Here is a 20,677-nt window from a genome sequence, read left to right on the forward strand (position 1 = left end):
ATTTATAATTCAGTTATAGCTGAACAAGTTTACTAAAACAAATTCTTTTTTTGCCGGCTCAGCCTTCCCCTTAACCGCAAAATCGCTTGGGAATGGAGTTGGGAAATTCTTGATTCGGAGAGCTTCATGACTGCAGCAATCTCTTTTAAGGTTAGTTCTTCTTGATAATAAAGCCCTATCACTAATTTTTCTTTTTCCGGCAACTTTTCCACTGCCAGGGCCAGGATCTGTTTTTGTTCGTCTTTTTCTATCACCTTATAAGCTTCCTGGGCATCCAAGTCCACTAGCAGGTTAAGGGGAGTACCGCTATTATCTCCTTCACTATCGACAGAGCTTTCATCAAAGGATGTTAAGTTTAGAACCTGAGCCTGGGCCAAAGCCCCTTCTATCTCCTTTACGTCAACTTTCAGCCATTCTGCGACTTCTTCGGCCGTAACAGCCCGTCCAAGCTGATTTTCCAACTCGGCAAAGCCGTCTTGAACCCGTTTCACTTTCTGTCTGGCCGAATGAGGGACCCAGTCCATCGTTCGGAGTCCATCGATCATTGCTCCGCGAATACGGATTGAGGCATAGGTTTCAAATTTAAACCCTCTAGCCGGTTCAAAACGCTCCAAGGCATCGAGTAACCCAAAGACACCATACCCGATAATATCATCCTCGTCCACATGAGATGGAAGGGAGATTGCTAAACGACCCGCAATCCGCTTAACCAAAGGCAAATATCGTTCTATATGCTCTTGTTTCCAAGGTCCGCGTGAGGCGGCTTCATAGGCGTTCGGTATCAAGGTTTACTCACCCCCTATATCGAAGTTCGAGGTTCGTGGTTCGAGATTCATAGTTCGAATCGAGTATGTAGTTATCAACTATTAATTATGTCTCCTGCATTCGAACCACGATTATCTAAAATCGCACATCAGCATTTCACCCCAAGATAAGTGACTATGTTTTATGTTTCGATGAAGAGTTAAACTCCACACAAGTTATCAGCTTGATATTCTTAGCGCAAATTCCCAAACAAGCTTAATCGTTCAAATGTCGGATATCGGATTTAGAACTTCGGACCTCGCTTATTGCCAGCCCATTCGGCGAACCATTTCCGCTTGTTTTTCGCTGTCCGGTAACCCGGAGCTTAAATCACGATCAACCTGTCCGGGAAATCCTGCATCGTTTCCCTGTGAACTAAGAGGTTCATCGTCTCCGACAGAGAAATCTATATTACCTCCACAGTCAGAAGTTGTGTCGGACTGAATATCCTGAGGTTTTTGGTGTGCCGTCCTTTCAAACAGCTCTAAACTTCCAGTGATTAAGCAATAGATGACGCCAAAAGAAACCCCCGCCCGAACGATTATGTTCAGAAACCTTATCTCATTGATCAAGCTCAGCAATACGACGATTATGGCGGTAACAATTGAGAGGCGCATAGCCCAAATTTGATATTGTTCTCTATTCAGGACGACCATCAAACCACCTTTTCTCCATGATTAATGGTTCGTATTCGTAATTCTCCTGTTCCGACATCGAAATGAATGGTACGCCCAAAACTTCCTCCGACATCGGCCGCCAGAAGAGGAATTCCATATCTTTTAAGTTCCTGTTCCACTGCTTCAGCGTTGCGATCCCCGATTTTAAGAACCGGAGGTTTTCCCGGAAAGGAAAACATCTGAGCACCACCGGCCATTTTTGCTTTCAAGCGGGTTTTATTGGCACCCATACCTATGATGGCTTTAAGCAATAATTCCAGCGCAGTGTCTGCGTATTTAGCCGGATTTCCTCCCATGCTTCCATTAGCCGTCGGCAGCATAATATGGGCCATTCCGCCAACTTTAAGGAAGGGGTCATGTATGCAAATCCCAATACAGGATCCTAACCCAGCCGTTAGTAACAGGTCAGGCGAGGCGGCGGTTTTAAAATCAGCCATTCCGACAGTTATAACACTCATACTCCCATAGCCCCTAACAATTTTTTCAATGAACCATCATCCGGCAAAAAGATAAATTGCCCTTCAATCTGAGGAATTCCGGTAAGCTGAGTATCGATAAACAATACGGTATCGTCCAGTACACCTTCTTCAAGGAAAATAGCATCTAAACTGGCACCAATCATATCTACCGCTAAAGCGGGCACAGAAGGTTGAAGGGGAATCCCCGAAAACTGTGTTAAGGCTATGATAAAGGAACTGACTAAAATATTTCCCACTTCTTTTAAAGCCGATTGGGCCATCTCACTCATATAAAGGTCCATTGGCTCGTTCGTCCCAAACAGAGCCTGAACCACGATTTCGGCGCTTTCTACCGGAAAGAAAAAAACCGCTTTTCCCGAGGCCTCTCCTTCAACTTTCACATAGATAACAGCTTGAGGTGAGTCAAGTTGTCCCACAATATTTGAAACTTGTTCAAAGGGTACCGCCCAAACTTCAGGTATCGACATATCTATTCGACGCTGTAAAAGAGTGGACAAAGCTGTCGCTGCATGTCCGGATCCAATGTTTGCTATTTCACGTAAGGCGTCCAGCTGCAATTGGGTAATCTCCAAATTTACACCAATCCTTTCTTACGCATTGCCCTTTGTATATCAAAGACGCAGCGGATAATTTTATCTCGCTCCCGTTCCGAGATTTCATGAAATTTGACTGAAACACTATATTGTTTAGTGTCTTCAATACTTACCACCCGGCAAACACTAGCCGGGGTCTGTATCTCTCCATGGGGAAGGGAGAATTGCACAAAGAGCAAAGATTTATTCTCGATCCGTTCCTTCGTTGAGAAACGCATACCCCCGCCACTCAGGTCAAGGGTTACCGCCTTAAAACTATCACTGAGCCCTTCCCGCGTCACCATTCGAAAGGTGATGGGAAATGTGGCCGGCACCCTCACAAAATCCCGTCGTTGGACTTTGGCTACCGTATCAGGCAATACTAAAACAAATATAGGAAATGGAACAGCAATCCTTTGCATAATTTTCCCCTCAAAGGAATAGGCGGCAGTTTCATCCCAAAAGGTTACTTTCACCTTAGTTCCCTCACGAACGGGAACTAATTCACCATTTTCAATAGGAACACCCACCGAGAGGAGTCTTTCTCCCATTTCTTCAACACGTGATCGGTAGTGCCCTTCATAATCGCCTTCGAGCACGGTAAGTTCTACCGCCATCCCTAAGGAAAGCTTTTTCTTATACGACAATGTCGTCACCCCCCTATCGATGATCGTGGTGGTTGTTCGTAGTTCGGTTAAAACGAGCGGAGCAATTTACTTAAGAAACCTTTTACACCGCCTGCCGGACGTGGCGGACGAAGATAAATTCCAGCGACTTTACCGGCGATCCACTTGGTACACCGATAGGCTGAACTATCAGGAAAACTAATTCCCAAAGGTTCCTGCTGCATCACTGAGTGCCCTACAAGCGGGTCATCATAAACCCATCCCAAAAAATCCAGTGATTCATCCAGAAATTTACTCACAGCAGTATCTAACCGTTTAAAGGTTGACAAGGCATCTTTTTCGGACCGCACTCGGTTAATCACCAGGTGAATTGGGACCTCGCTTGCTTCCCGCCTCAAGGATTTCAGCAACCCATAAGCATCCGTAATTGCCGTCGGTTCCGGCGTTGTTACCATAATAATATCATCCGCAGCCTGTAAAAAATTGATCACTGTATGACCAAGACCCGCTCCTGTATCTATAATCAATAGATCTGTCAGCTTTTCCAAGCGCCCAAGATTAGTGATAACATTCATCAGCTTATCTCGTTCTAAATTGGCCAGTTCCTGTACTCCGGACCCTCCTGGTATAATACCTATTCCCATGGGACCCCTGAGCAGAATCTCTTCCAGGCTTTTTTCTCCGGATAATAAATGCTCAACCGTATACCGTGCCGATAGACCAAAAGCAATATCTACGTTAGCAAGCCCTAAATCTCCATCAAGAATAATAACTCTTTGCCCATATTCAGCCAAGGCCAGTGCCAAATTAACCGTAATAGTGGTTTTACCCACCCCGCCTTTGCCGCTGGTTACAGCGATAACCCTCATTTTTGCTTTTTTTTGATTTTGGCGGGATGCTAAATCCCGCAAAGCACTCGCTTGATCATGCATGGGGCATCTCCTCCCCGAGCACATAGCGCACCAAACGGTCGGGAGTCGCTGCTTCTATGTCATCGGGGACATTCTGCCCATTGGTCAGATAGGCAGTAGGAAGTGTTGTTCGACCCAGAAGATTTAAAATTGCCCCGGCACTCCCCGTCTCGTCCAGCTTGGTGAAGATGAGATGTGTGGTTAAATCTTCGAAGCGCTTATAAATCCGATATTGATCGGCCGAGTGAGTAGTGGCGCTCATAACCAGCATGGTGAAATCCGGTTGAGCCTCATTCAAAAACCCGCGTAATTCAGACATATGCACCTCATGCTGTGGACTGCGGCCCGCAGTATCAATAAATATCAGTTCTTTATCCGCATGAAGCTGCAAAGCATTCCTTAGCCCTGATGGTGTCATGACGACTTCAACCGGAACTCCAATGATTTCCCCAAAAGTTTTAAGCTGCTCAACTGCCGCAACCCTATAGGTGTCCGCTGTAATTAAAGCAACCTTGCGTTTGTCAACAATACTAAAACCGGCTGCCAACTTACCGATCGTCGTCGTTTTTCCCACCCCCGTCGGACCAACCAAGGCGACAATCCTGGGTTTCTCAATCCCAGGCTGAATAAGCCCAATCTGTCCGCAGATTTGACGGACATTGGCTTGGATACGGAGGTACACCTGGGAATCGTCAGCCCATTCTTTGGGGGGCAATGTTTGCTGCACATGACTTATCAAGCGCTTAACCAAGTTTTCATTGATGCCTCTGTTTTGCAGCAGGTCCGCCCATCTTTGCAGAACCGGCGGCCAAAGGTTTTTGTCCTCCTCAAGATTGGACTGTTTATTGATTTGGTGATTCATTTTCTCAAGTAAGAGGCGCATCGACTTTATTTCCGCCTGAAGGTCTTCAGAGTGGTCTTCAGCATCGGGCAACAGCTTCGCTGAAGCCGGTTTTACGCCTTCAGTACTAAAGCCATAATTAGAAGCTGAAGTCTTCTTTGGAGTAACCGGAGCTTCTTCAATGGCCGCTGTGATCTCAATTTTCTTCTTGCCAAACAGGCCAAAGAAACCTCCATCACTAAATTCACGTGTCTGAAGGATAACAGCTTCAGATCCCAGTTCCCGTTTCACTTTTCCCATGGTCTCTGACACATTATCTCCCACAAATCGCCTAACTCGCAAGATCCATCCCCACCATTCCTACAGCTTGAACTTGTACCCCTTGGACCAATTCATTATATGAAAGCACCATAAGTTGCGGCAGTTGCCGCTCAGTGACCCGCTTTAAATTGATCCTCACTAGCGGAGCGCAGACAATGACCGGCGTCATGCCTTTAAGCACAACCTTTTCTACCTCGCGCGTAAGATTTTGCATGAGCACATGCAGCACTTTAGGATCTAAAGCTAAATAAGTTCCATAATCAGAGGGCTGAATGCTGTCTAATATCTGCTGCTCAATCTGCGGATCCAAGGTCATCACCGGTAAGCTCTTATCTTTCCCAAGCAGCGGCTGCAGAATTTGTCGTGCTAAGGCCTGCCGGACATGCTCTGTCAAGCGGTCCAGATCTTTTGTGGCGTGGGCATGATCCGCCAGAGTCTCCAGAATGGATACCATATCCCTGATTGAAACCTTCTCGCGCAGCAAGTTAGCAAGAACCTTCTGGACTTGACCCAGGCTAAGTATATCTGGAATTAACTCATCCACAACGGCCGGAGCCAATTCCTTGGCATGATCAATCAGTGTTTTAACATCCTGACGACTTAGAATCTCCCAAGCCTGACTCTTAATGACTTCCGTAATATGGGTCGCCAGCACAGTCGGGGCATCAACAACCATCCACCCGTTAAGCTCGGCTTGTTCCCGGTACATGGCATTAATCCATTTAGCATCAAGCCCGAAGGCCGGGTCCTTTGTGGGAGTACCCGGAATCCCTTCATCATCAAACCCTCCGCTCATAGCCATGTAGTGGTCCGCCAATATTTCTCCGGCGGCAATTTCTGCTCCCCGGATTTTTATAACATATTGATTAGGCTGCAAGTTCATATTGTCGCGAACCCTAATCACCGGAACAATAAAACCCAGCTCACTGGCAATTTGACGGCGAATCAAGACAATCCGGTCGAGCAAATCCCCCCCCTGCTGGACATCAACTAAGGCGATCAGCGCATAGCCTAATTCAAGCTCCATATGGTCAACCTGTAAAAGATTCAGGACATTTTCCGGTTTCTTGCTCTCTTCAATTTCCGTTTCTCGTACTGCTGCAGTTTCTTTGATGACAGACACCTTTGAACTGCGCTGCAGCATGACTCCCAGGCCAACCAAAGCGGCGGCCACCATAAACAGCGGTAATCTCGGCAGGCCAAGCAGAGCTAACATGCATAATACTCCAGCCGTAATGAATAAAGCTTTCGGCTGTTTAAAAAGCTGCTTTACCAGATCGTCCCCTAAGTTACTTTCCGAAGCCGCCCGGGTGACCACTAATCCTGTCGCAGTCGAAATCATCAGGGCCGGAATCTGAGAGACTAGTCCCTCTCCGATTGTCAGTAAGGTATATTTATGCAGGGCATCCAGCAGGGCCATATCCTGCATGGCAACCCCTGTGATAAAACCTCCGATAATATTAATAAATAAGATAATAATTGCAGCAATGGCATCCCCCTTAACAAACTTGGTTGAACCATCCATCGCCCCATAAAAATCCGATTCCTGCTGGATCGCCTTTCGCCTGTCACGAGCCTGTTGCTCGTTAATCATCCCGGCATTAAGATCAGCATCAATCGACATTTGTTTTCCCGGCATAGCATCTAAGGTAAAACGAGCTGCCACCTCCGAGACACGTTCAGCTCCCTTGGTGATCACAATAAACTGCACAAGAACCAAAATAATAAAGATAATAAAACCTACTACCGCATCTCCACGAATAACGAACTCCCCAAATTGCTGAATAATCTCCCCCGCATGCCCGTCAAGGAGAATGAGGCGGGTCGCTGAGATATTCAGAGACAAGCGGAACAAGGTCAGCGTCAATAAGAGGGAAGGCAGAGCAGAAAACTCTAAAGGGTCCTTGGCAAAAACCGCCAGCATCAGAGTTAGAACAGAAGCTGTAATATTCAAAGTAATAAGAACATCCAGCAGTCCTGCAGGCAGCGGGACAACCATCATGACCACGATGCTGACCAGTCCCAATGCCGCAATAATGTCCGTATTATTCAAGAACCGCCCCTTAACCATCGTAGACATGGGTCTCCTCCTTTCATTGAGCATACTTGCAAACCCGCATTTTAATTTAAACCATTCCGTCTGCCATCCTATGATCCCATGAATGAAATAAGATTGCCAAATGAACCCTCATGCTAACCCCAAATTTATTTCATTCATGCCCGCTTCTTCTTTTTCTTTAACCGGTAAACAAACGCCAGCACTTCGGCAACCGCTTTATAAAGATCCGCCGGAATCCCCTGCCCGATTTCCACCTGGGCATAAAGAGCACGGGCCAGCGGCTTGTTTTCCATGATCACAAGGTCATATTCCTTGGCCAACTCCCGCATTCGCAACGCAACCTGGTCTTGACCCTTGGCAACGACGTAAGGGGCATTTTGTACTTTCGGGTCATAACGCAAGGCCACTGCAAAGTGGGTTGGATTGGTGACAACGACATCCGCCTGTTTCATGTCCTGCATCATTCGGCCCATGGCCATCGCACGTTGTCGTTTTTTTAGTTCACTTTTCAGTTCAGGGTTTCCTTCAGTTTGTTTGTATTCCTGTTTTAAATCCTCATGAGACATTCGTAAATTCTTCTCATATTCCCACCGCTGGTAGATGTAATCAAAAGCGGCTATACCTAAAAACGAAAGGGAAATATTCCAAGCAAGTTCCATTAAGGCCTCGCCTAATAAAACCGCCGCCTGCCCCACATTGAGTTGTTGCAGTGCTGGATAAATATGCAGGCGATCCCGGACACTTGCGTAAAGAAAATAGCCGATCAGAAGCACTTTCATTAACGATTTGACCAATTCCACCCATGCCTTTACGCCAAACATTCGCTTCGCGCCGCTGATCATACTTAAACGTGAAAGTTGAGGTTTCATGGATTCCCCCGTAAAAAGAAATCCCACTTGGATATAATTAGAGATTAGGGCAATTAAAAACCCAGTACCTAAAATCGGGGCCATGATTTGAATCCCCAGCCAAAGAACGTTGAGCATGAGACTGGCCACCGAACGTTCCGTCCAATCCGAGGAAAGCCCTAAAACGTAGGGAAAAAGATACTGTATACGGAGAAACATTGCCGGAATCCAAAACCTAAGAAGAGCCACCAGACCTAAAAGCATCAACGCAGAGATAACTTCCTGGCTTTTAAATACCTGACCCTTTTTGCGCGCTTCCTGTTTCCGTCTGGGCGTGGCGGGATGTTTTTTTTCGCTCACTGTTTCCACCCCTGATAAAGTTCTAAGACCCAAGACATATTGGTATCAAATAGCCGGGCAACAGCTTCTCCGAAAAAGGGAATCGAGAGATACAAAATAATAAGTCCAAAAACAATCTTAACCGGGAAAATCACCGCAAAAATATTAAGTTGAGGTACTGTTCTGGATAAGAGCCCGACCCCGACATCGGATACAAGAAGTGCTCCGAAAACCGGCATTGCCAATTGAGCTGCTAAAGCAAAAACATGAGCAACCAGCTGAACGTAAAAAAGATAGTTATGCGGCAAGCTGGACGGGTTTATAGGAATATAAGCATAGCTCTTAACCATGGCGGCAATTAAATAGTGATGAGAATTCGTCGAAAGCAAAAGCATGGTCGCTAATATTATCTGGAAGTTACCCATCATAGGACTTTGTACACCATAAACAGGGTCAATGGCCGACCCCATCGTAAAACCCATTTGATAATCGATCAACTGCCCTGCTCCTTGTAAAACAGCCGTCAGCAGGTAAATGAGAAATCCAATGACCAGCCCCACCAGAACTTCCTTGATTACCACCGCAACATACGGCAAAAGCTCCTCTGGAATGGATGGATTCGCTGCCTGAATGAGGGGATACAGAATTACCGAGATGCTGGCCGCCAAGCCAAGCCTTGCCATACCAGGAACGCCCCTCGCGCCGAAAACCGGTGCCAGCATAATCATACCCGCCCAACGAGATAAAATCAGCAGGAATAACGAGAGATTCCATTGGAGCAGCTGGGCCAGACTCAAATTTTCTCCCCCCTGTTGCGATGTTCGTGGTTCGATGTTCGAAATCTATAGATCATGTTTGGGGTCGCGGTTAATACTTCGTTAGTCAGAGGACCCAAGTCCGAATTCGAATTTCGAACCTCGCGCTCACATGCCTCCAAACGTCGCCAACTGAGTCAATAAATTGGTCGCATAGGCGGTCAGAACTGACAGCATCCACGGACCTAACAAGAGCATAACGACAGCCACGGCAACTACTTTGGGAATAAAGGAAAGCGTCTGCTCCTGGATTTGTGTCATAGACTGAAAGATGCTGACCAGAAGACCGACCAACAAAGCGACCCCGAGAATAGGCCCTCCCACAAGCAGCACTGTCCCAACGGCTTCCTTAGCCATATACAGTACCTGATTTTGGGTCATTGTCATTCCCCCTTTCCCTACTTAAAGCTGCCCACTAAGGATTCTACGACAAGATGCCAGCCGTCCACCAAGACAAATAACAATAATTTGAAGGGCAGAGAAATCATCATCGGCGGAAGCATCATCATCCCAATTGACATAAGGGTAGTGGAAACAATCATATCGATAACTATGAAAGGAACAAAAATAGCAAATCCCATTTGAAACGCTGTTTTTAATTCACTGATCACAAAGGCTGGAATCAGAACATAGGTGGGAACGTCCCGATAAGTTTTGGGGCGTTCCATTTTAGACAGCCCCACAAAAAGCTCCAGGTCTTTTTCCCGTGTCTGCTTAAACATAAACATTCGCAAGGGCTCTTCCGCTCTCTCAAGGGCCTCTGCCTGGGTAATCTGATTCTGCATATAAGGCTGAATGGCATTGGTATTGATCTGATTCCAGGTCGGGGCCATGATAAAAAACGACAGAAACAGGGATAAGCCTACGAGCACTTGATTCGGGGGCAGCTGCATGGTTCCTAAGGCATTTCTTACAAAGGACAAGACAATAATAATCCGGGTAAAGGACGTCATCATCATCAGAATGGCGGGGGCCAAAGAGAGTACCGTTAATAACATTAATATTTGCAGTGAGGTACCTGTTTGTTCCGCCGTTGATGTTCCCAAATCTAAGGTTAATCCTGCCGCCCAAGCAATTTCAGGACATGAAAACAATCCAAATCCCAGCGCAGCGCCAAAAGCCAGCCCTAAAGTCAAGAGTTTAATGGTACGGCCTGAAGAAGACATTACTTTTCGACCTCCTCAAGCAAACGCTTCAATTCTGCAGAAAAAGTGTCTTTCTTGCGGGACTGCTTCGGCCAAAGCTTCCGGGCACTTTGGAGCCATCCTTCCACACGTTCCGTGGGACGTGTGGCGATCTCTTCCAAAATCTCAGCAGCGATATGGGGATCATTGATCTCACTAAGTTTCACCAGGTGGTGATCCGATCCGCCAAGGACCTGTAACTTTCCGGCAATCTCCACCAGGTACAGGCTTTGCTGCCCACTTAGAATTTGCCGGTCGAGAACCCTTGCCCAGGGTGCATTCATCGTCCGCATAGCTGCCCGATTCAGGCGCCGGAGAATCCAGAGAGACACCAGTAAAATAATAAGGAAAACCAGTAACGTTCCCAGAAGCCCCCACCATGAGAATACAGACTGGGTAACCGCCGGAGCGGTTCCACTTGAAGGAAACACTTGGTCTTCAAAGGACATGTTATTTCAACGCCTTCGTGACAGCCTCAACCACGCGTTCCGCTTGAAAAGGCTTGACGACAAAGTCTTTAGCCCCGGATTGAATAGCTTCGATGACCATAGCTTGTTGACCCATAGCACTGCACATAATGATCCGTGCTTTCGAATCCAGTTTACGGATTTCTTTTACCGACTGCAGCCCGTCCATTTCCGGCATTGTAATATCCATAATTGTCAAGTTCGGCTGCAACTCCTTATACTTTTCAACAGCCACCGCTCCATTTTCAGCTTCACCAATTACATTGAACCCATTTTTCTGTAAGATGTCCTTTAGCATCATACGCATAAACGCAGCATCATCAACAATCATTATGGTAGCACTCATCACATTTCCTCCCTTATCTACTTTCAAATACTCCAATTTCTATTAAACCAGGACTCCTCACTCTACTTCAATGAATTCATCCGTTCCACGGGATGGACAATATCTGTAATCCGAATTCCAAAGGTCTCATTAATGACAACAACCTCACATTTAGCAATCAACTTGCCATTGACAATCATATCGACTGGTTCCCCGGCCAAGCGATCCAATTCGATAACTGAACCGGGTCCCATATCCAGGATTTCTTTAATCGTTTTTTTCGCCCGGCCCAGTTCAACACTTATTTGTAAAGGTACATCCAGAATCAAGCTTAGATTATCAGGCTGCGTCAGGGGAGGTCCCGGCTGAAGCGGTGCAAATTGTGCCGGCTGAACCGGCATCTGCACTCTGGCTTGATGACCAGGCTGCCCCATTCCATAGGAGGAATGATCCATTGGCGCCGAATAAGGTGCCCCATCGTAGATCGGAGACTCGTAAGCGGGTGCTCCGTAAGCCGGAGCCGGGGCTTCGTAGACTGGTGTTGAGGGTGGCTGGGGGCTTTGAAACGCTGTGGGCGGGGGAGCAGGAGCTGCAGGTTGTGCAGCCGGAGCCGGTGGAGCGGAGCCTCCATCCATCCCGCCCATTAGCTTACCGACCATTCTTTTAGCAACGTCAAGGGGAATTACCTGAACAAGAGTACTGTCAATGACATCTTCTACAACCATGCGGAAAGAGATCCGGACAAGGGGTTCATCCGCAGACAAAAAATCATGAATCACATCTCTCCCCGTCGCCATGTCATTAAGCACTAAATTTGGCGGGGTAATATCTACCATCGCATTAAACATGGTCGACATAGATGTGGCAGCCGATCCCATCATTTGGTTCATAGCTTCTGAGATACCGCTGATTTGAAGATCAGAAAGCCCGTCTGACGGGTTTTTTCCATCCCCTCCCATCATCAAGTCAACAATGACTGAACCATCCCGTTGAGAAAGAATCAAGAGATTCGAGCCTTCAATTCCTGCTTTGTATTTGACATCACAAATCACGGAAGGGATAGGATAATCATGACGAATCTGTTCCGAGGTCGTTAAGTCCACTTTCGGCGTGGTAATATCCACCTTTTTGCCTAAGAGCTGAGATAATGTCGTGGCAGCAGTACCCATGGAAATATTAGCAATTTCGCCGAGAGTATCCTTTTCCATCTCATTCAATAAATCAAAGGCCGTTAATGACTCCGGGGCCAATTCAGGTGGTGTGTCCAAGTCAGATTCAAGTGTTCCTCGAAGCAGCGCATCAATTTCTTCCTGAGTGAGCGACCCATTACCCATCTTGTTCCCCTCCTTCCTCTATTATTTCCGTTATCTGAACGGCGAGATGTTCCCCGTGAAGACCAGGGATAGACTTGAATTTCATAAATTCACCCACATAAATTGGCAGTGGATCCTGAACTGATTGGTTCAGTGGAATAACATCTCCTTTAGCAAGATCCAAAAGGTCTCTGACCAGGATTTCCGAGTTACCTAAAAACGCAATCATATCAACTTTCGCCCATTCGATTTTTTTCCGAATCGCTTGTACCTGCTCCGGAGAAGTGACCTTCGCCTCTGTGGAAAAGAGGAAAAACGTACTTAACTTATCTAAGATGGGCTCAAGGACCAGATAGGGCATACAGATATTAATCATCCCGATTGCTTCGCCGACCTTGACTTCAAGGGTTATGAGTACAATCATTTCATTAGGAGCTACAATTTGTGTAAACTGAGGATTCGATTCCATCGATATAAAATGCGGTTTAAGGGCGTAAACCTCTGACCAGGCTTCTTCCGTGATATTTACCATTTGAGTTAAGCGGTTTTCTATAATTGTCCTTTCAATCTCGGTTAAATCCCGGTTTTTTTCCGTCCCTTGCCCTTGCCCTCCTAAAAGCCGGTCCACCACCGCAAAGGTGAGAGAAGGGCTCACCTCCATTAAGATTGTACCCTCCAGCGGATTCAGGGAGTAAAGGGCCAGGACAGTGGGGTTAGGTAAAGACCGGATAAACTCGTCATAGGTGATCTGTTCTATTGAAACAACAGAGCTTTCAACGACAGAATGCAGATTCCCGGAAAAAAAAGTAGTAAGACCTCTGCAATAATTCTCATGAATATTATGGAGGGAGTGAATCTGATCCTTGGAAAACTTATTCGGACGTTTAAAATCGTATACACGAATCCGCTTTTGAGTCTTGGTTGTCTTCATTTCCTCTACGTCAACTTGTCCATCGGACAGCGCATTCAGCAGAGCATCAATCTCAGCCTGGGACAAGACGTCTCCCATCAAACCACCCCCTTGCTCGATATTCGATCTTTCTGGTTCGAACCTTTATTCTCAATCTATATAGCTTAAACTCATAACCAATGTTCGATTGTGAGTTATTCGTCGTCACACCAGAAATACCAACCTCGCAACTCTGACCTCCGGCTTCTGACCTCTGACCTCTGTTATTGGTAGACCAAAGAAAGAAAGAGAACATCTGTGATTTGATCTTCTGCCACTTCATTAAGCTTCTCAATTAACTCTTTCCTCAATTTTTCACGTGCCTGTGTGGTTTGTACATCGGCAAGGGATTTATCCGCCAAAACCGTATTAACCCGGTCTTTTAAGAACGCATCCTCTTCCTTCAAATGCTCCCCCGCTTTTACATCGCTCACTTGAACTGTAATAGCCGTCTTCAGAAAGGCTCCACCTTGCAAATTCACAGTGAATTCACCGATGGGCAGTAAGGGTCCTGTTTTTTTGGCATGGGATTTTTTAGAACTGTCATCAAACGTCTTAAAGATAAAGGTTTGAGCCCCAATTGTCCCTCCCACACCAAGAGCCGCTCCCAAGAACAAGGCTAGAATTACAAAAATAAGGGATTTACGATTCATAAATCTTTTGCTCCTCCACTTTGTAAGTCTGACAACGCCTGCGAAACTCAGCAATGCGCTCAATAAGAACCTCGATGGCTTCTGATACGACGTATTTATTTCCACCCGTTAAGGTTATGACCGTATCCGGGGTTTCTTCCATCAATTCAATCAAGTCGGGATTTAAAGCAAAGGTTTTTCCATTTAAGCGAGTAACATAAATCATAGCTTCATCCCCTTCCGTTGATCCGTAAACTAATTTCCATTTGCTTAGTTAAGCAAGTTCACCGACGGCTTTTTTCCCAAGCCAGTGAAGTACTTGACCCGTTTCATCCAACACCTTTTGTTCCTTCTGTAATTCTGCGGCCCGAAAGGCTGCCGCCTGTTTTTCTTTGAGGCGCTCGTATTTCTCAACTTCACGATGCGCTTCCAATAAACACCCGCGGGCCTTCTCCAGAACAGGTTCCTGCTCCCTCAGCTTTGCTTCGCATTCAAGCAATCGACGCCTCTGTTCTCTGGCAAAGACTTGACAGATCCCCAGGTCTTCCGGCCGGTGACGACCAGCTTCCCGTTGACCATCCTGGGCTTCTTTATAACGAACTTTTTGAACCTCCAAAGCATCGAAACAGGCTTGCCAGCGCTGCAGTTCCAGAGCGTACTGCCGCCTGGCCGATTCTAAAATCTGTTGAGCTAATTGAAGGCTGGCATCCAAGCGAAAGCGAAATCGAGCCATTATTTTTAAACCCCTTATTTAAAGATTCCCTGCAATTGTTGAAGCATCTCCTGAGAGGTAACATATTCGTCGACTCTTTGCCGGATGAACGCTTGAATACGGTCCATATGGGCAATTGCGGCATCAATCTTAGGACTGCTTCCCGGCGTATACGCCCCGATGTCAATCAGATCCTTGGCATCACGATAAATAGCGATATATTCCCTCACCCTGCCTGCTAATTCCTTATGTTCCGAACTGACAACATCATTCATAACCCGGCTGACTGACTGCAGGATATCAATGGCCGGAAACTGGTTTTGCATGGCCAATTCCCGGGTTAAAACAATATGTCCGTCGAGAATTCCACGTACTGAATCTGCAATCGGCTCATTATGGTCATCTCCATCCACTAAAACCGTATAGATCCCGGTAATACTTCCGATTTCCGCCATACCTGAGCGTTCCAATAGTTTGGGCAAAAGAGCAAACACAGAAGGAGGATATCCGCGGGTTGCCGGCGGTTCACCCACTGTGAGGCCTACTTCCCGCTGGGCCATGGCAAAGCGGGTCACCGAATCCATCATTAGAAGCACATTCTTCCCTTGATCCCGGAAATACTCCGCAATAGCTGTGGCCGTAAATGCTGCCTTTAAGCGAACTAAAGCAGGTTGATCCGATGTCGCCACAATAATCACTGAACGGGCTAACCCCTCCGGGCCTAAATCTTTCTCAATGAAGTCACGCAGTTCCCGGCCCCGTTCCCCAATCAAGGCGATAACATTAATATCAGCCACAGTATTTCTGGCCATCATACCCAGTAAGGTACTCTTCCCCACCCCGGATCCGGCAAAGATTCCCATCCGCTGCCCGCGGCCTATGGTGAGAATCCCATCGATCGCCCGAACACCGACACTGAGAGTGTCCTGAATCCGGGGACGCAATAAGGCGCTGGGCGGTTTGTTTTGCAGCGGGTAAGCTGTTTCTGGCTGAAGCGGGCGATTGTCCATGGGATGTCCCAGTCCATCCAGAATCCGACCGAGAAGTCCCGGTCCCACCGGCACCGTCAGCTTTTGCCGCTGAGAAAGCACCCGGTCTCCCGGGGCAATCCCTTCGAGTTCTCCCAAAGGCATGAGCAGAGTGGTTGAATCCCGAAAGCCTACCACTTCTGCAGGAAGTTCCCGTCCTTCCCGCGTGATGATATGACAATATTCACCCACACTGGCTCGCGGGCCGGCTGACTCCACCATCAGGCCGACAATCTTCGCAACCCTTCCCTGAGCCGAAATCGGTTCCGTCTGTTCCGCCGCCACTGCTAATCGATTCCACACCCCCATGTTCGAGCTCCTCCCGTAAGGTATGTTCCAGCTTATCTAATTGAGCTTCCAGCCGGCCATCAAAAATCCCTTCCTGACATTCCAGGAAACAGTCTCCAGTCTGCAACGATTCATCCGCAACCCAAGGACAGGGCAGTTTCCCTTCAAGCCACCGGACGTCATCAGGAGCCACGTGCAGCCGCCAGCCCTCCCGTTCCAAGGGCAACAGGGCTAAAGCCCGGATGATGTCCAGCAATCTCTGAGGTTCAACCGCTATAGATGAACGCGCGATACGTTCGGCAATCTTGATCGCTAAATGAAGTAAATCCTTATCAACTTTAGAGAATTCCTCTTGGACCGCCCTCTGGGCTAACTTAAAAAGCTGATTGGCCTTATCCGTCAGGATTTTTCCCTCGGTCTCTCCGGCTTGCCTTCCTTCCCGATATCCTTCTGCCTTAGCTGCAGGATAAATCTCGGCCTGGGCACTCTCTTTAACCTCCTGGCGCAAACGATCCGAGTCACTCTGAGCCTGAGCCAGGGTTTTCTTGGCATCCGCTTTAGCTTGAGCAATAATTGTCTTGGCCTCAGCTTTAGCATCAGCCAGAATCTTTGCCGCCCGCTCCTCAGCATCTGCCAGAATTCTCCCCGCTTGTTCTTTGCTCTCTGCCTCCCCCGGAGTATCCCGGCAGTCTGCGGGTTCAGGCTTTGTTTCAGAAATCTGAGTTTCTTCTCCCACACTAAGAACAGCTAAGCAAGTTCCCAACTGCTGAAACCCTTCATGGCATTCCACCATGCGCGGTGTTGATACCTCAACATCGTAACTTTTAACAACCCGCCCGCTAATAGATAATCTCATCGCTGCCTCCTCTGGAGATGACTATCGCGCCACTTTCCTCAAGCTTCCGAATGACTTTTACAATACGCTGCTGTGCTTCTTCAACATCACGCAGCCGCACCGGACCCATGAATTCCATATCGTCTTTGAGCATCTGACTGGCCCGCGAGGACATGTTCGCCAAAATCTTCTGCACCACTTCCGGATTAGACCCTTTGAGAGCCAATCCTAAGTCTTTGGTCTCCACTTCACGTAAGACCAGTTGAACACCACGGTCGTCAAGCATAACAATATCCTCAAAGACAAACATCTGCCGCTTAATTTGTTCTGCCAAATCAGGATCATCGACCTCCAGAGAATCCATGACAACTTTCACAGTTCCCGGATCTGTCCGGTTAAGGACATCCACGATACTTTGGATCCCGCCCGAAGCCGTATAATCCGTCGGTGCCAGGCTGGAAATCTTACGTTCGAGAACTTTCTCAATCTCTTTGAGCACTTCCGGACTTGTACGGCCCATGGTTGCAATCCGCTTCGCCACATCTGCCTGCCGGTCCGGGTTGAGACTGGCGAGCAAAGTGGCCGCTTTATCAACCGGAAGATGGGTCATGATCAGCGCAATTGTCTGAGGGTGTTCTCCCTGAATAAAGGAAAAGAGCTGTTTAGGGTCTGTCCTGCGCACAAGATCAAAAGGCCTCATCTTCAAAGAAGTCGACAAGCGGCTGATGATCTCAAAGGCACGGGTTTCTCCCAAAGCCCGTTCTAATACTTCTCTGGCATATTCAATGCCCCCCTGGGAAATATAATCGTTGGCCATGCACATCTGATGGAATTCTTCGATAACATGATCCCGCTGTTCCGGCGATATTCTCCCGACATTGGCCATTTCCAAAGTCAATTGTTCTATTTCAGATTCCCCAAGGTGTTTGACCACATTGGCCGAATTTTCCGAACCCAAGGCGATCATCAGGATCGCAGCTTTTTGGATTCCCGTTAAAGCTTGCGCCATCTACCTCTCCTCCGATAGCCATGTTTTCATAAGACGGGCGGCCTCATCCGGGTTATTGCGTGAGTAAAGTTCCACGGCCTCTTTAATCTTTTTCTTCCCAATCTCTTCCGCTGACTTAGCATTTTTCTGAGCTAAACTCAATTGAGCCTCTTCCTCAGCCTTCTGTTGAGCCAGGAGCAGCTCAGCTTCAGCGACATTTACCGGTTCTGAATTATTTAACTCCAGCATTCTTTCAGCGCGCGCTTTGCGTGCTTTTTGTAACCGCTTGCCGAGAAACACAAGCCCGAGTATCAAGCCAATTAATGCAACAGCACCAATTTGAGCATACATAATTAGCTGCTGTCGTTTCTGAGCCTCTTCCATCGCCAATGCTTCTTTCTGTATGTCCGTCTTATTAAAGGGAAAAGCGGCGACCTGAACGTCATCCCCCCGGTTGGCGTCCACTCCGGCAGCAGAAGCCACAATCGTTTTAATCTGATCCAGCTGCTCCTGGTCAACCGCATCCTCATCCGCCATGACGGAAACAGAAAGCCGCTTAACACTGCCCGGGTTTACCACTTGTTCCTCTTGAGTGGTATCCACCTGATAGTTTCTGGTGCTGGTGGCCTTCGTAGAGGTTGAGTTCATATCCTGGCCGGTTGGATAGATCGGTGCTCCATTGGCATCCAATCCCGGTGTCCCTCCGGCCCCCACTGTACCGTTCGTATTGGTTTCATTGGAGGTCTGCTCACTAACGACTGCCCCCGGGCCATTGGTCTGCTTGACTATTTTCCTCTGATCAAAGTCTAATACTGCACTAACCCGAACAACAGCCTTGCCCGAACCCAGCACACGGTCCAACATACTTTGGATCGATTTCCGGGTATCTTCTTCAACCGTTTGTTTAAGCTGATATTGTGTAACTGTCAGCTTTTCAGGATTACCTTTGCCAAGATCATCGGACAAAACATTTCCGCCGGTATCCACAATCGTCACATTCTCCGGCAGCAATCCTTCGACTGAGCCTGACAGCAGATTAGCGATAGCACGTACTTGGTCTTCGCCAAGCTTCGTGTTCGGAAGAAGCTTCAAGGTTACCGCCGCAGTTGCCGGTTTTTGATTATCCACAAAGAGTGAGGGTTCAGGCATTACGATATGTACACGCGCATCTTCCACACCATTCAATGTCTTGAGGGTATTCTCCAATTCGTTCTGCAATCCGAGAACATAACGCAGTTTCCGGTCGGCATCTGTCTCCCCCAGCCGCATGGTATCCAGATTATCGAAGCTGAATTTACTTTGTTGAGGAAGCCCCGCACTGGCCAGTTGTAAACGAAGATCCGCGGCCGACTGTTGGGGAACCATGATGGTTGAACCATTATCCGCCAGCTTATAATCCGCTTTCAAGTCTTTCAGCTTCGTCGTAATTGCCCCGGCATCAGCATCACTAAGTTTAGTAAAAATCGGCACATACTGCGGGCGTCCGGCCCACATAATCAGGTAAATTAACGCTCCGGCGACCAAAAGGGGAGCAAGCACCGTTATTATTTTCTGTGGGCTAGAAAGATTGCTCCAAAAATTCATGACTGATTGCTTTATTCCCGCCCAAGAAAAATTCACTCTTGGCTCCTCCTTTCATTCGATGCTCGAACAGAGACATTCGTTTCAAACCTCTCAGAGGCTGAATCTCGTGTGTCGCTCCTGGCGCTTTGGATCTGCACTTCTTAAATTTCATATGAATCACTGGAATTAGTACCCCCGGAAAAAGTAAGACTTCATCGTATTATCTTATAACACTCAAACCATCGGGCTTCGCGCCCCGAACCTCGCTAAATCTGCATACGCATGATCTGATTGTAGGCATCGATCACTTTATCACGTGCCGCTACCGTTAAGGACAAGGACAGGCTGGCTTTTTCTAAGGCAACCATCACTTCCGACAAATCCTGAACCTGTCCTGCCGCCAGTGCCAGACCGGCCGTATCTGCCTTGGTCTGCAGGGCGTCCACTTCTCTCAAGGCATCTCCTAAGAACTTAGAAAAATCAGCCCCCGCCTTATGAGCACCTTCACCGGAACTAACCCTTGGTGTCGTCTCAAGGGCAGTTGGGGTGAGCGGATTAAGGGCTCCAAGGGGCATAATAGGTAGGATCGGCTGAATGCTCATTTATGTTTTAACCCCTTCCAATCTCAAGTGCTTTAGAAAGCATTGATTTACTAATATTAAGAGCGGTCACATTTGCTTCATAGGCCCGTGATGCCGTCATCATATTCACCATTTCCGTCACAATATTCACGTTGGGCTGACGCACATAGCCTACCGGCAATCCGGGCTCAGCCACCCTGGCCGCATCAGGAGAATCGGGGTTATACTCTAAACGATAAGGTTCCGTAAGGTCATTACGAATGTTCGCTACTTGTACCCCTTTCCCGACATTTCCGAGATCCATCGTTTCTCCAAGAATTTTGGAAAAGGATGTTTCGGGAGGACGGGGAACAAATACGGCGACTTGCCGGCTGTAAGGGATCTGGTTTCCCGCCGGAGTCAGTCCTCCCGTACGAGTGGTATTGATATTGGCGATATTATTAGCCGTAAGATCCATGCGCAGGCGCTGGGCCGTTAAACCGGAAGCACTTATTTCAATTCCTCCAAAGAGACCCATCGG

At 47.6% G+C, this 20,677-nt stretch carries 25 protein-coding genes; all 25 read right to left on the bottom strand.

Annotated elements, in window-relative coordinates:
* Nucleotides 1-32 precede the first annotated feature (32 nt).
* The 25 genes from DESYODRAFT_RS22435 to flgC all read right to left on the bottom strand — a co-directional run bounded on the left by DESYODRAFT_RS22435 (nt 33) and on the right by flgC (nt 20,674).
* Entirely contained in the window at nt 33-785 is a 753-nt protein-coding gene (locus DESYODRAFT_RS22435; protein ID WP_007786580.1) for a FliA/WhiG family RNA polymerase sigma factor, read from the bottom strand.
* 282 nt (nt 786-1,067) lie between these two features.
* The gene (locus DESYODRAFT_RS22440) at nt 1,068-1,460 is read right to left on the bottom strand and encodes a hypothetical protein (protein ID WP_007786582.1); all 393 of its coding nucleotides are present in this window, start codon (nt 1,458-1,460) and stop codon (nt 1,068-1,070) included.
* Nucleotides 1,460-1,939, bottom strand: a complete 480-nt coding sequence (locus tag DESYODRAFT_RS22445) for a chemotaxis protein CheD (RefSeq protein ID WP_007786584.1) — start codon at nt 1,937-1,939, stop codon at nt 1,460-1,462. Before DESYODRAFT_RS22445 ends, DESYODRAFT_RS22440 begins: the two co-directional genes overlap by 1 nt.
* Nucleotides 1,936-2,532, bottom strand: a complete 597-nt coding sequence (locus DESYODRAFT_RS22450; RefSeq protein WP_007786585.1) for a chemotaxis protein CheC — start codon at nt 2,530-2,532, stop codon at nt 1,936-1,938. The genes DESYODRAFT_RS22445 and DESYODRAFT_RS22450 overlap by 4 nt, the downstream gene beginning before the upstream one ends.
* Before the next feature lie 2 nt (nt 2,533-2,534).
* A complete protein-coding gene (locus DESYODRAFT_RS22455) occupies nt 2,535-3,179 on the bottom strand; it encodes a flagellar brake protein (RefSeq protein WP_007786586.1) in 645 nt (214 codons plus the stop codon).
* 47 nt (nt 3,180-3,226) lie between these two features.
* Complete coding sequence (locus tag DESYODRAFT_RS22460; RefSeq protein WP_007786587.1) at nt 3,227-4,090, bottom strand: MinD/ParA family protein; 864 nt, start codon at nt 4,088-4,090, stop codon at nt 3,227-3,229.
* Nucleotides 4,083-5,252: a flagellar biosynthesis GTPase FlhF gene (gene flhF / locus DESYODRAFT_RS22465; protein WP_007786588.1), complete on the bottom strand. Its 1,170-nt coding sequence runs from the start codon at nt 5,250-5,252 to the stop codon at nt 4,083-4,085. Before flhF ends, DESYODRAFT_RS22460 begins: the two co-directional genes overlap by 8 nt.
* Nucleotides 5,242-7,311 carry a flagellar biosynthesis protein FlhA gene (gene flhA / locus DESYODRAFT_RS22470; protein ID WP_007786589.1) on the bottom strand — a complete coding sequence of 690 codons (2,070 nt, stop codon included), beginning with the start codon at nt 7,309-7,311 and terminating at the stop codon, nt 5,242-5,244. The genes flhF and flhA overlap by 11 nt, the downstream gene beginning before the upstream one ends.
* Before the next feature lie 134 nt (nt 7,312-7,445).
* Nucleotides 7,446-8,498 carry a flagellar biosynthesis protein FlhB gene (flhB, locus tag DESYODRAFT_RS22475; RefSeq protein ID WP_007786590.1) on the bottom strand — a complete coding sequence of 351 codons (1,053 nt, stop codon included), beginning with the start codon at nt 8,496-8,498 and terminating at the stop codon, nt 7,446-7,448.
* Nucleotides 8,495-9,274, bottom strand: coding sequence for a flagellar biosynthetic protein FliR (gene fliR / locus DESYODRAFT_RS22480; RefSeq protein WP_007786592.1), 780 nt, complete (start codon nt 9,272-9,274; stop codon nt 8,495-8,497). The genes flhB and fliR overlap by 4 nt, the downstream gene beginning before the upstream one ends.
* Nucleotides 9,275-9,400: 126 nt before the next feature.
* The gene (fliQ, locus tag DESYODRAFT_RS22485) at nt 9,401-9,673 is read right to left on the bottom strand and encodes a flagellar biosynthesis protein FliQ (protein WP_007786593.1); all 273 of its coding nucleotides are present in this window, start codon (nt 9,671-9,673) and stop codon (nt 9,401-9,403) included.
* 17 nt (nt 9,674-9,690) lie between these two features.
* A complete protein-coding gene (gene fliP / locus DESYODRAFT_RS22490; RefSeq protein ID WP_007786595.1) occupies nt 9,691-10,458 on the bottom strand; it encodes a flagellar type III secretion system pore protein FliP in 768 nt (255 codons plus the stop codon).
* Nucleotides 10,458-10,925: a flagellar biosynthetic protein FliO gene (locus tag DESYODRAFT_RS22495; protein WP_007786597.1), complete on the bottom strand. Its 468-nt coding sequence runs from the start codon at nt 10,923-10,925 to the stop codon at nt 10,458-10,460. The genes fliP and DESYODRAFT_RS22495 overlap by 1 nt, the downstream gene beginning before the upstream one ends.
* Nucleotide 10,926: 1 nt before the next feature.
* Entirely contained in the window at nt 10,927-11,289 is a 363-nt protein-coding gene (locus tag DESYODRAFT_RS22500) for a response regulator (RefSeq protein WP_007786598.1), read from the bottom strand.
* A gap of 62 nt (nt 11,290-11,351) precedes the next feature.
* Nucleotides 11,352-12,602 (bottom strand): flagellar motor switch phosphatase FliY, encoded by a 1,251-nt coding sequence (gene fliY / locus DESYODRAFT_RS22505; protein ID WP_007786599.1) that lies wholly within the window; start codon nt 12,600-12,602, stop codon nt 11,352-11,354.
* On the bottom strand, nt 12,595-13,590 hold the full coding sequence (gene fliM, locus DESYODRAFT_RS22510; protein WP_007786600.1) for a flagellar motor switch protein FliM: 996 nt from the start codon (nt 13,588-13,590) through the stop codon (nt 12,595-12,597). Before fliM ends, fliY begins: the two co-directional genes overlap by 8 nt.
* Nucleotides 13,591-13,754: 164 nt before the next feature.
* Nucleotides 13,755-14,183, bottom strand: a complete 429-nt coding sequence (locus DESYODRAFT_RS22515) for a flagellar basal body-associated FliL family protein (RefSeq protein WP_007786601.1) — start codon at nt 14,181-14,183, stop codon at nt 13,755-13,757.
* On the bottom strand, nt 14,173-14,388 hold the full coding sequence (locus tag DESYODRAFT_RS22520) for a flagellar FlbD family protein (RefSeq protein ID WP_007786602.1): 216 nt from the start codon (nt 14,386-14,388) through the stop codon (nt 14,173-14,175). Before DESYODRAFT_RS22520 ends, DESYODRAFT_RS22515 begins: the two co-directional genes overlap by 11 nt.
* Before the next feature lie 48 nt (nt 14,389-14,436).
* A complete protein-coding gene (locus DESYODRAFT_RS22525; RefSeq protein ID WP_007786603.1) occupies nt 14,437-14,895 on the bottom strand; it encodes a flagellar export protein FliJ in 459 nt (152 codons plus the stop codon).
* 14 nt (nt 14,896-14,909) lie between these two features.
* Nucleotides 14,910-16,205 carry a flagellar protein export ATPase FliI gene (gene fliI / locus DESYODRAFT_RS22530; protein WP_242833718.1) on the bottom strand — a complete coding sequence of 432 codons (1,296 nt, stop codon included), beginning with the start codon at nt 16,203-16,205 and terminating at the stop codon, nt 14,910-14,912.
* Nucleotides 16,087-17,046 (bottom strand): FliH/SctL family protein, encoded by a 960-nt coding sequence (locus DESYODRAFT_RS22535; RefSeq protein ID WP_007786605.1) that lies wholly within the window; start codon nt 17,044-17,046, stop codon nt 16,087-16,089. Before DESYODRAFT_RS22535 ends, fliI begins: the two co-directional genes overlap by 119 nt.
* Nucleotides 17,030-18,034 (bottom strand): flagellar motor switch protein FliG, encoded by a 1,005-nt coding sequence (fliG, locus tag DESYODRAFT_RS22540; RefSeq protein ID WP_007786606.1) that lies wholly within the window; start codon nt 18,032-18,034, stop codon nt 17,030-17,032. The genes DESYODRAFT_RS22535 and fliG overlap by 17 nt, the downstream gene beginning before the upstream one ends.
* A complete protein-coding gene (fliF, locus tag DESYODRAFT_RS22545) occupies nt 18,035-19,633 on the bottom strand; it encodes a flagellar basal-body MS-ring/collar protein FliF (protein WP_007786608.1) in 1,599 nt (532 codons plus the stop codon). It abuts the gene before it with no gap.
* Between the two features lie 209 nt (nt 19,634-19,842).
* Entirely contained in the window at nt 19,843-20,178 is a 336-nt protein-coding gene (fliE, locus tag DESYODRAFT_RS22550) for a flagellar hook-basal body complex protein FliE (protein ID WP_007786609.1), read from the bottom strand.
* Nucleotides 20,179-20,185: 7 nt separating this feature from the next.
* The gene (flgC, locus tag DESYODRAFT_RS22555; RefSeq protein ID WP_007786610.1) at nt 20,186-20,674 is read right to left on the bottom strand and encodes a flagellar basal body rod protein FlgC; all 489 of its coding nucleotides are present in this window, start codon (nt 20,672-20,674) and stop codon (nt 20,186-20,188) included.
* Between the last annotated feature and the right edge of the window lie 3 nt (nt 20,675-20,677).

Source organism: Desulfosporosinus youngiae DSM 17734 (assembly GCF_000244895.1).
Taxonomy (GTDB): Bacteria; Bacillota; Desulfitobacteriia; order Desulfitobacteriales; family Desulfitobacteriaceae; genus Desulfosporosinus; species Desulfosporosinus youngiae.

Excerpts from the sequence above, each read along its gene's own strand:
- DESYODRAFT_RS22535 (WP_007786605.1), bottom strand. The coding sequence starts at position 17,046 with ATGAGATTATCTATTAGCGGGCGGGTTGTTAAAAGTTACGATGTTGAG.
- flgC (WP_007786610.1), bottom strand. The coding sequence starts at position 20,674 with ATGGGTCTCTTTGGAGGAATTGAAATAAGTGCTTCCGGTTTAACGGCC.
- fliP (WP_007786595.1), bottom strand. The coding sequence starts at position 10,458 with ATGTCTTCTTCAGGCCGTACCATTAAACTCTTGACTTTAGGGCTGGCT.
- fliG (WP_007786606.1), bottom strand. The coding sequence starts at position 18,034 with ATGGCGCAAGCTTTAACGGGAATCCAAAAAGCTGCGATCCTGATGATC.
- DESYODRAFT_RS22520 (WP_007786602.1), bottom strand. The coding sequence starts at position 14,388 with ATGATTTATGTTACTCGCTTAAATGGAAAAACCTTTGCTTTAAATCCC.
- DESYODRAFT_RS22445 (WP_007786584.1), bottom strand. The coding sequence starts at position 1,939 with ATGAGTGTTATAACTGTCGGAATGGCTGATTTTAAAACCGCCGCCTCG.
- fliM (WP_007786600.1), bottom strand. The coding sequence starts at position 13,590 with ATGGGAGACGTCTTGTCCCAGGCTGAGATTGATGCTCTGCTGAATGCG.
- fliE (WP_007786609.1), bottom strand. The coding sequence starts at position 20,178 with ATGAGCATTCAGCCGATCCTACCTATTATGCCCCTTGGAGCCCTTAAT.
- DESYODRAFT_RS22440 (WP_007786582.1), bottom strand. The coding sequence starts at position 1,460 with ATGGTCGTCCTGAATAGAGAACAATATCAAATTTGGGCTATGCGCCTC.
- DESYODRAFT_RS22525 (WP_007786603.1), bottom strand. The coding sequence starts at position 14,895 with ATGGCTCGATTTCGCTTTCGCTTGGATGCCAGCCTTCAATTAGCTCAA.
- DESYODRAFT_RS22500 (WP_007786598.1), bottom strand. The coding sequence starts at position 11,289 with ATGAGTGCTACCATAATGATTGTTGATGATGCTGCGTTTATGCGTATG.
- DESYODRAFT_RS22460 (WP_007786587.1), bottom strand. The coding sequence starts at position 4,090 with ATGCATGATCAAGCGAGTGCTTTGCGGGATTTAGCATCCCGCCAAAAT.
- fliY (WP_007786599.1), bottom strand. The coding sequence starts at position 12,602 with ATGGGTAATGGGTCGCTCACTCAGGAAGAAATTGATGCGCTGCTTCGA.
- flhA (WP_007786589.1), bottom strand. The coding sequence starts at position 7,311 with ATGTCTACGATGGTTAAGGGGCGGTTCTTGAATAATACGGACATTATT.
- fliQ (WP_007786593.1), bottom strand. The coding sequence starts at position 9,673 with ATGACCCAAAATCAGGTACTGTATATGGCTAAGGAAGCCGTTGGGACA.
- DESYODRAFT_RS22515 (WP_007786601.1), bottom strand. The coding sequence starts at position 14,183 with ATGAATCGTAAATCCCTTATTTTTGTAATTCTAGCCTTGTTCTTGGGA.
- DESYODRAFT_RS22495 (WP_007786597.1), bottom strand. The coding sequence starts at position 10,925 with ATGTCCTTTGAAGACCAAGTGTTTCCTTCAAGTGGAACCGCTCCGGCG.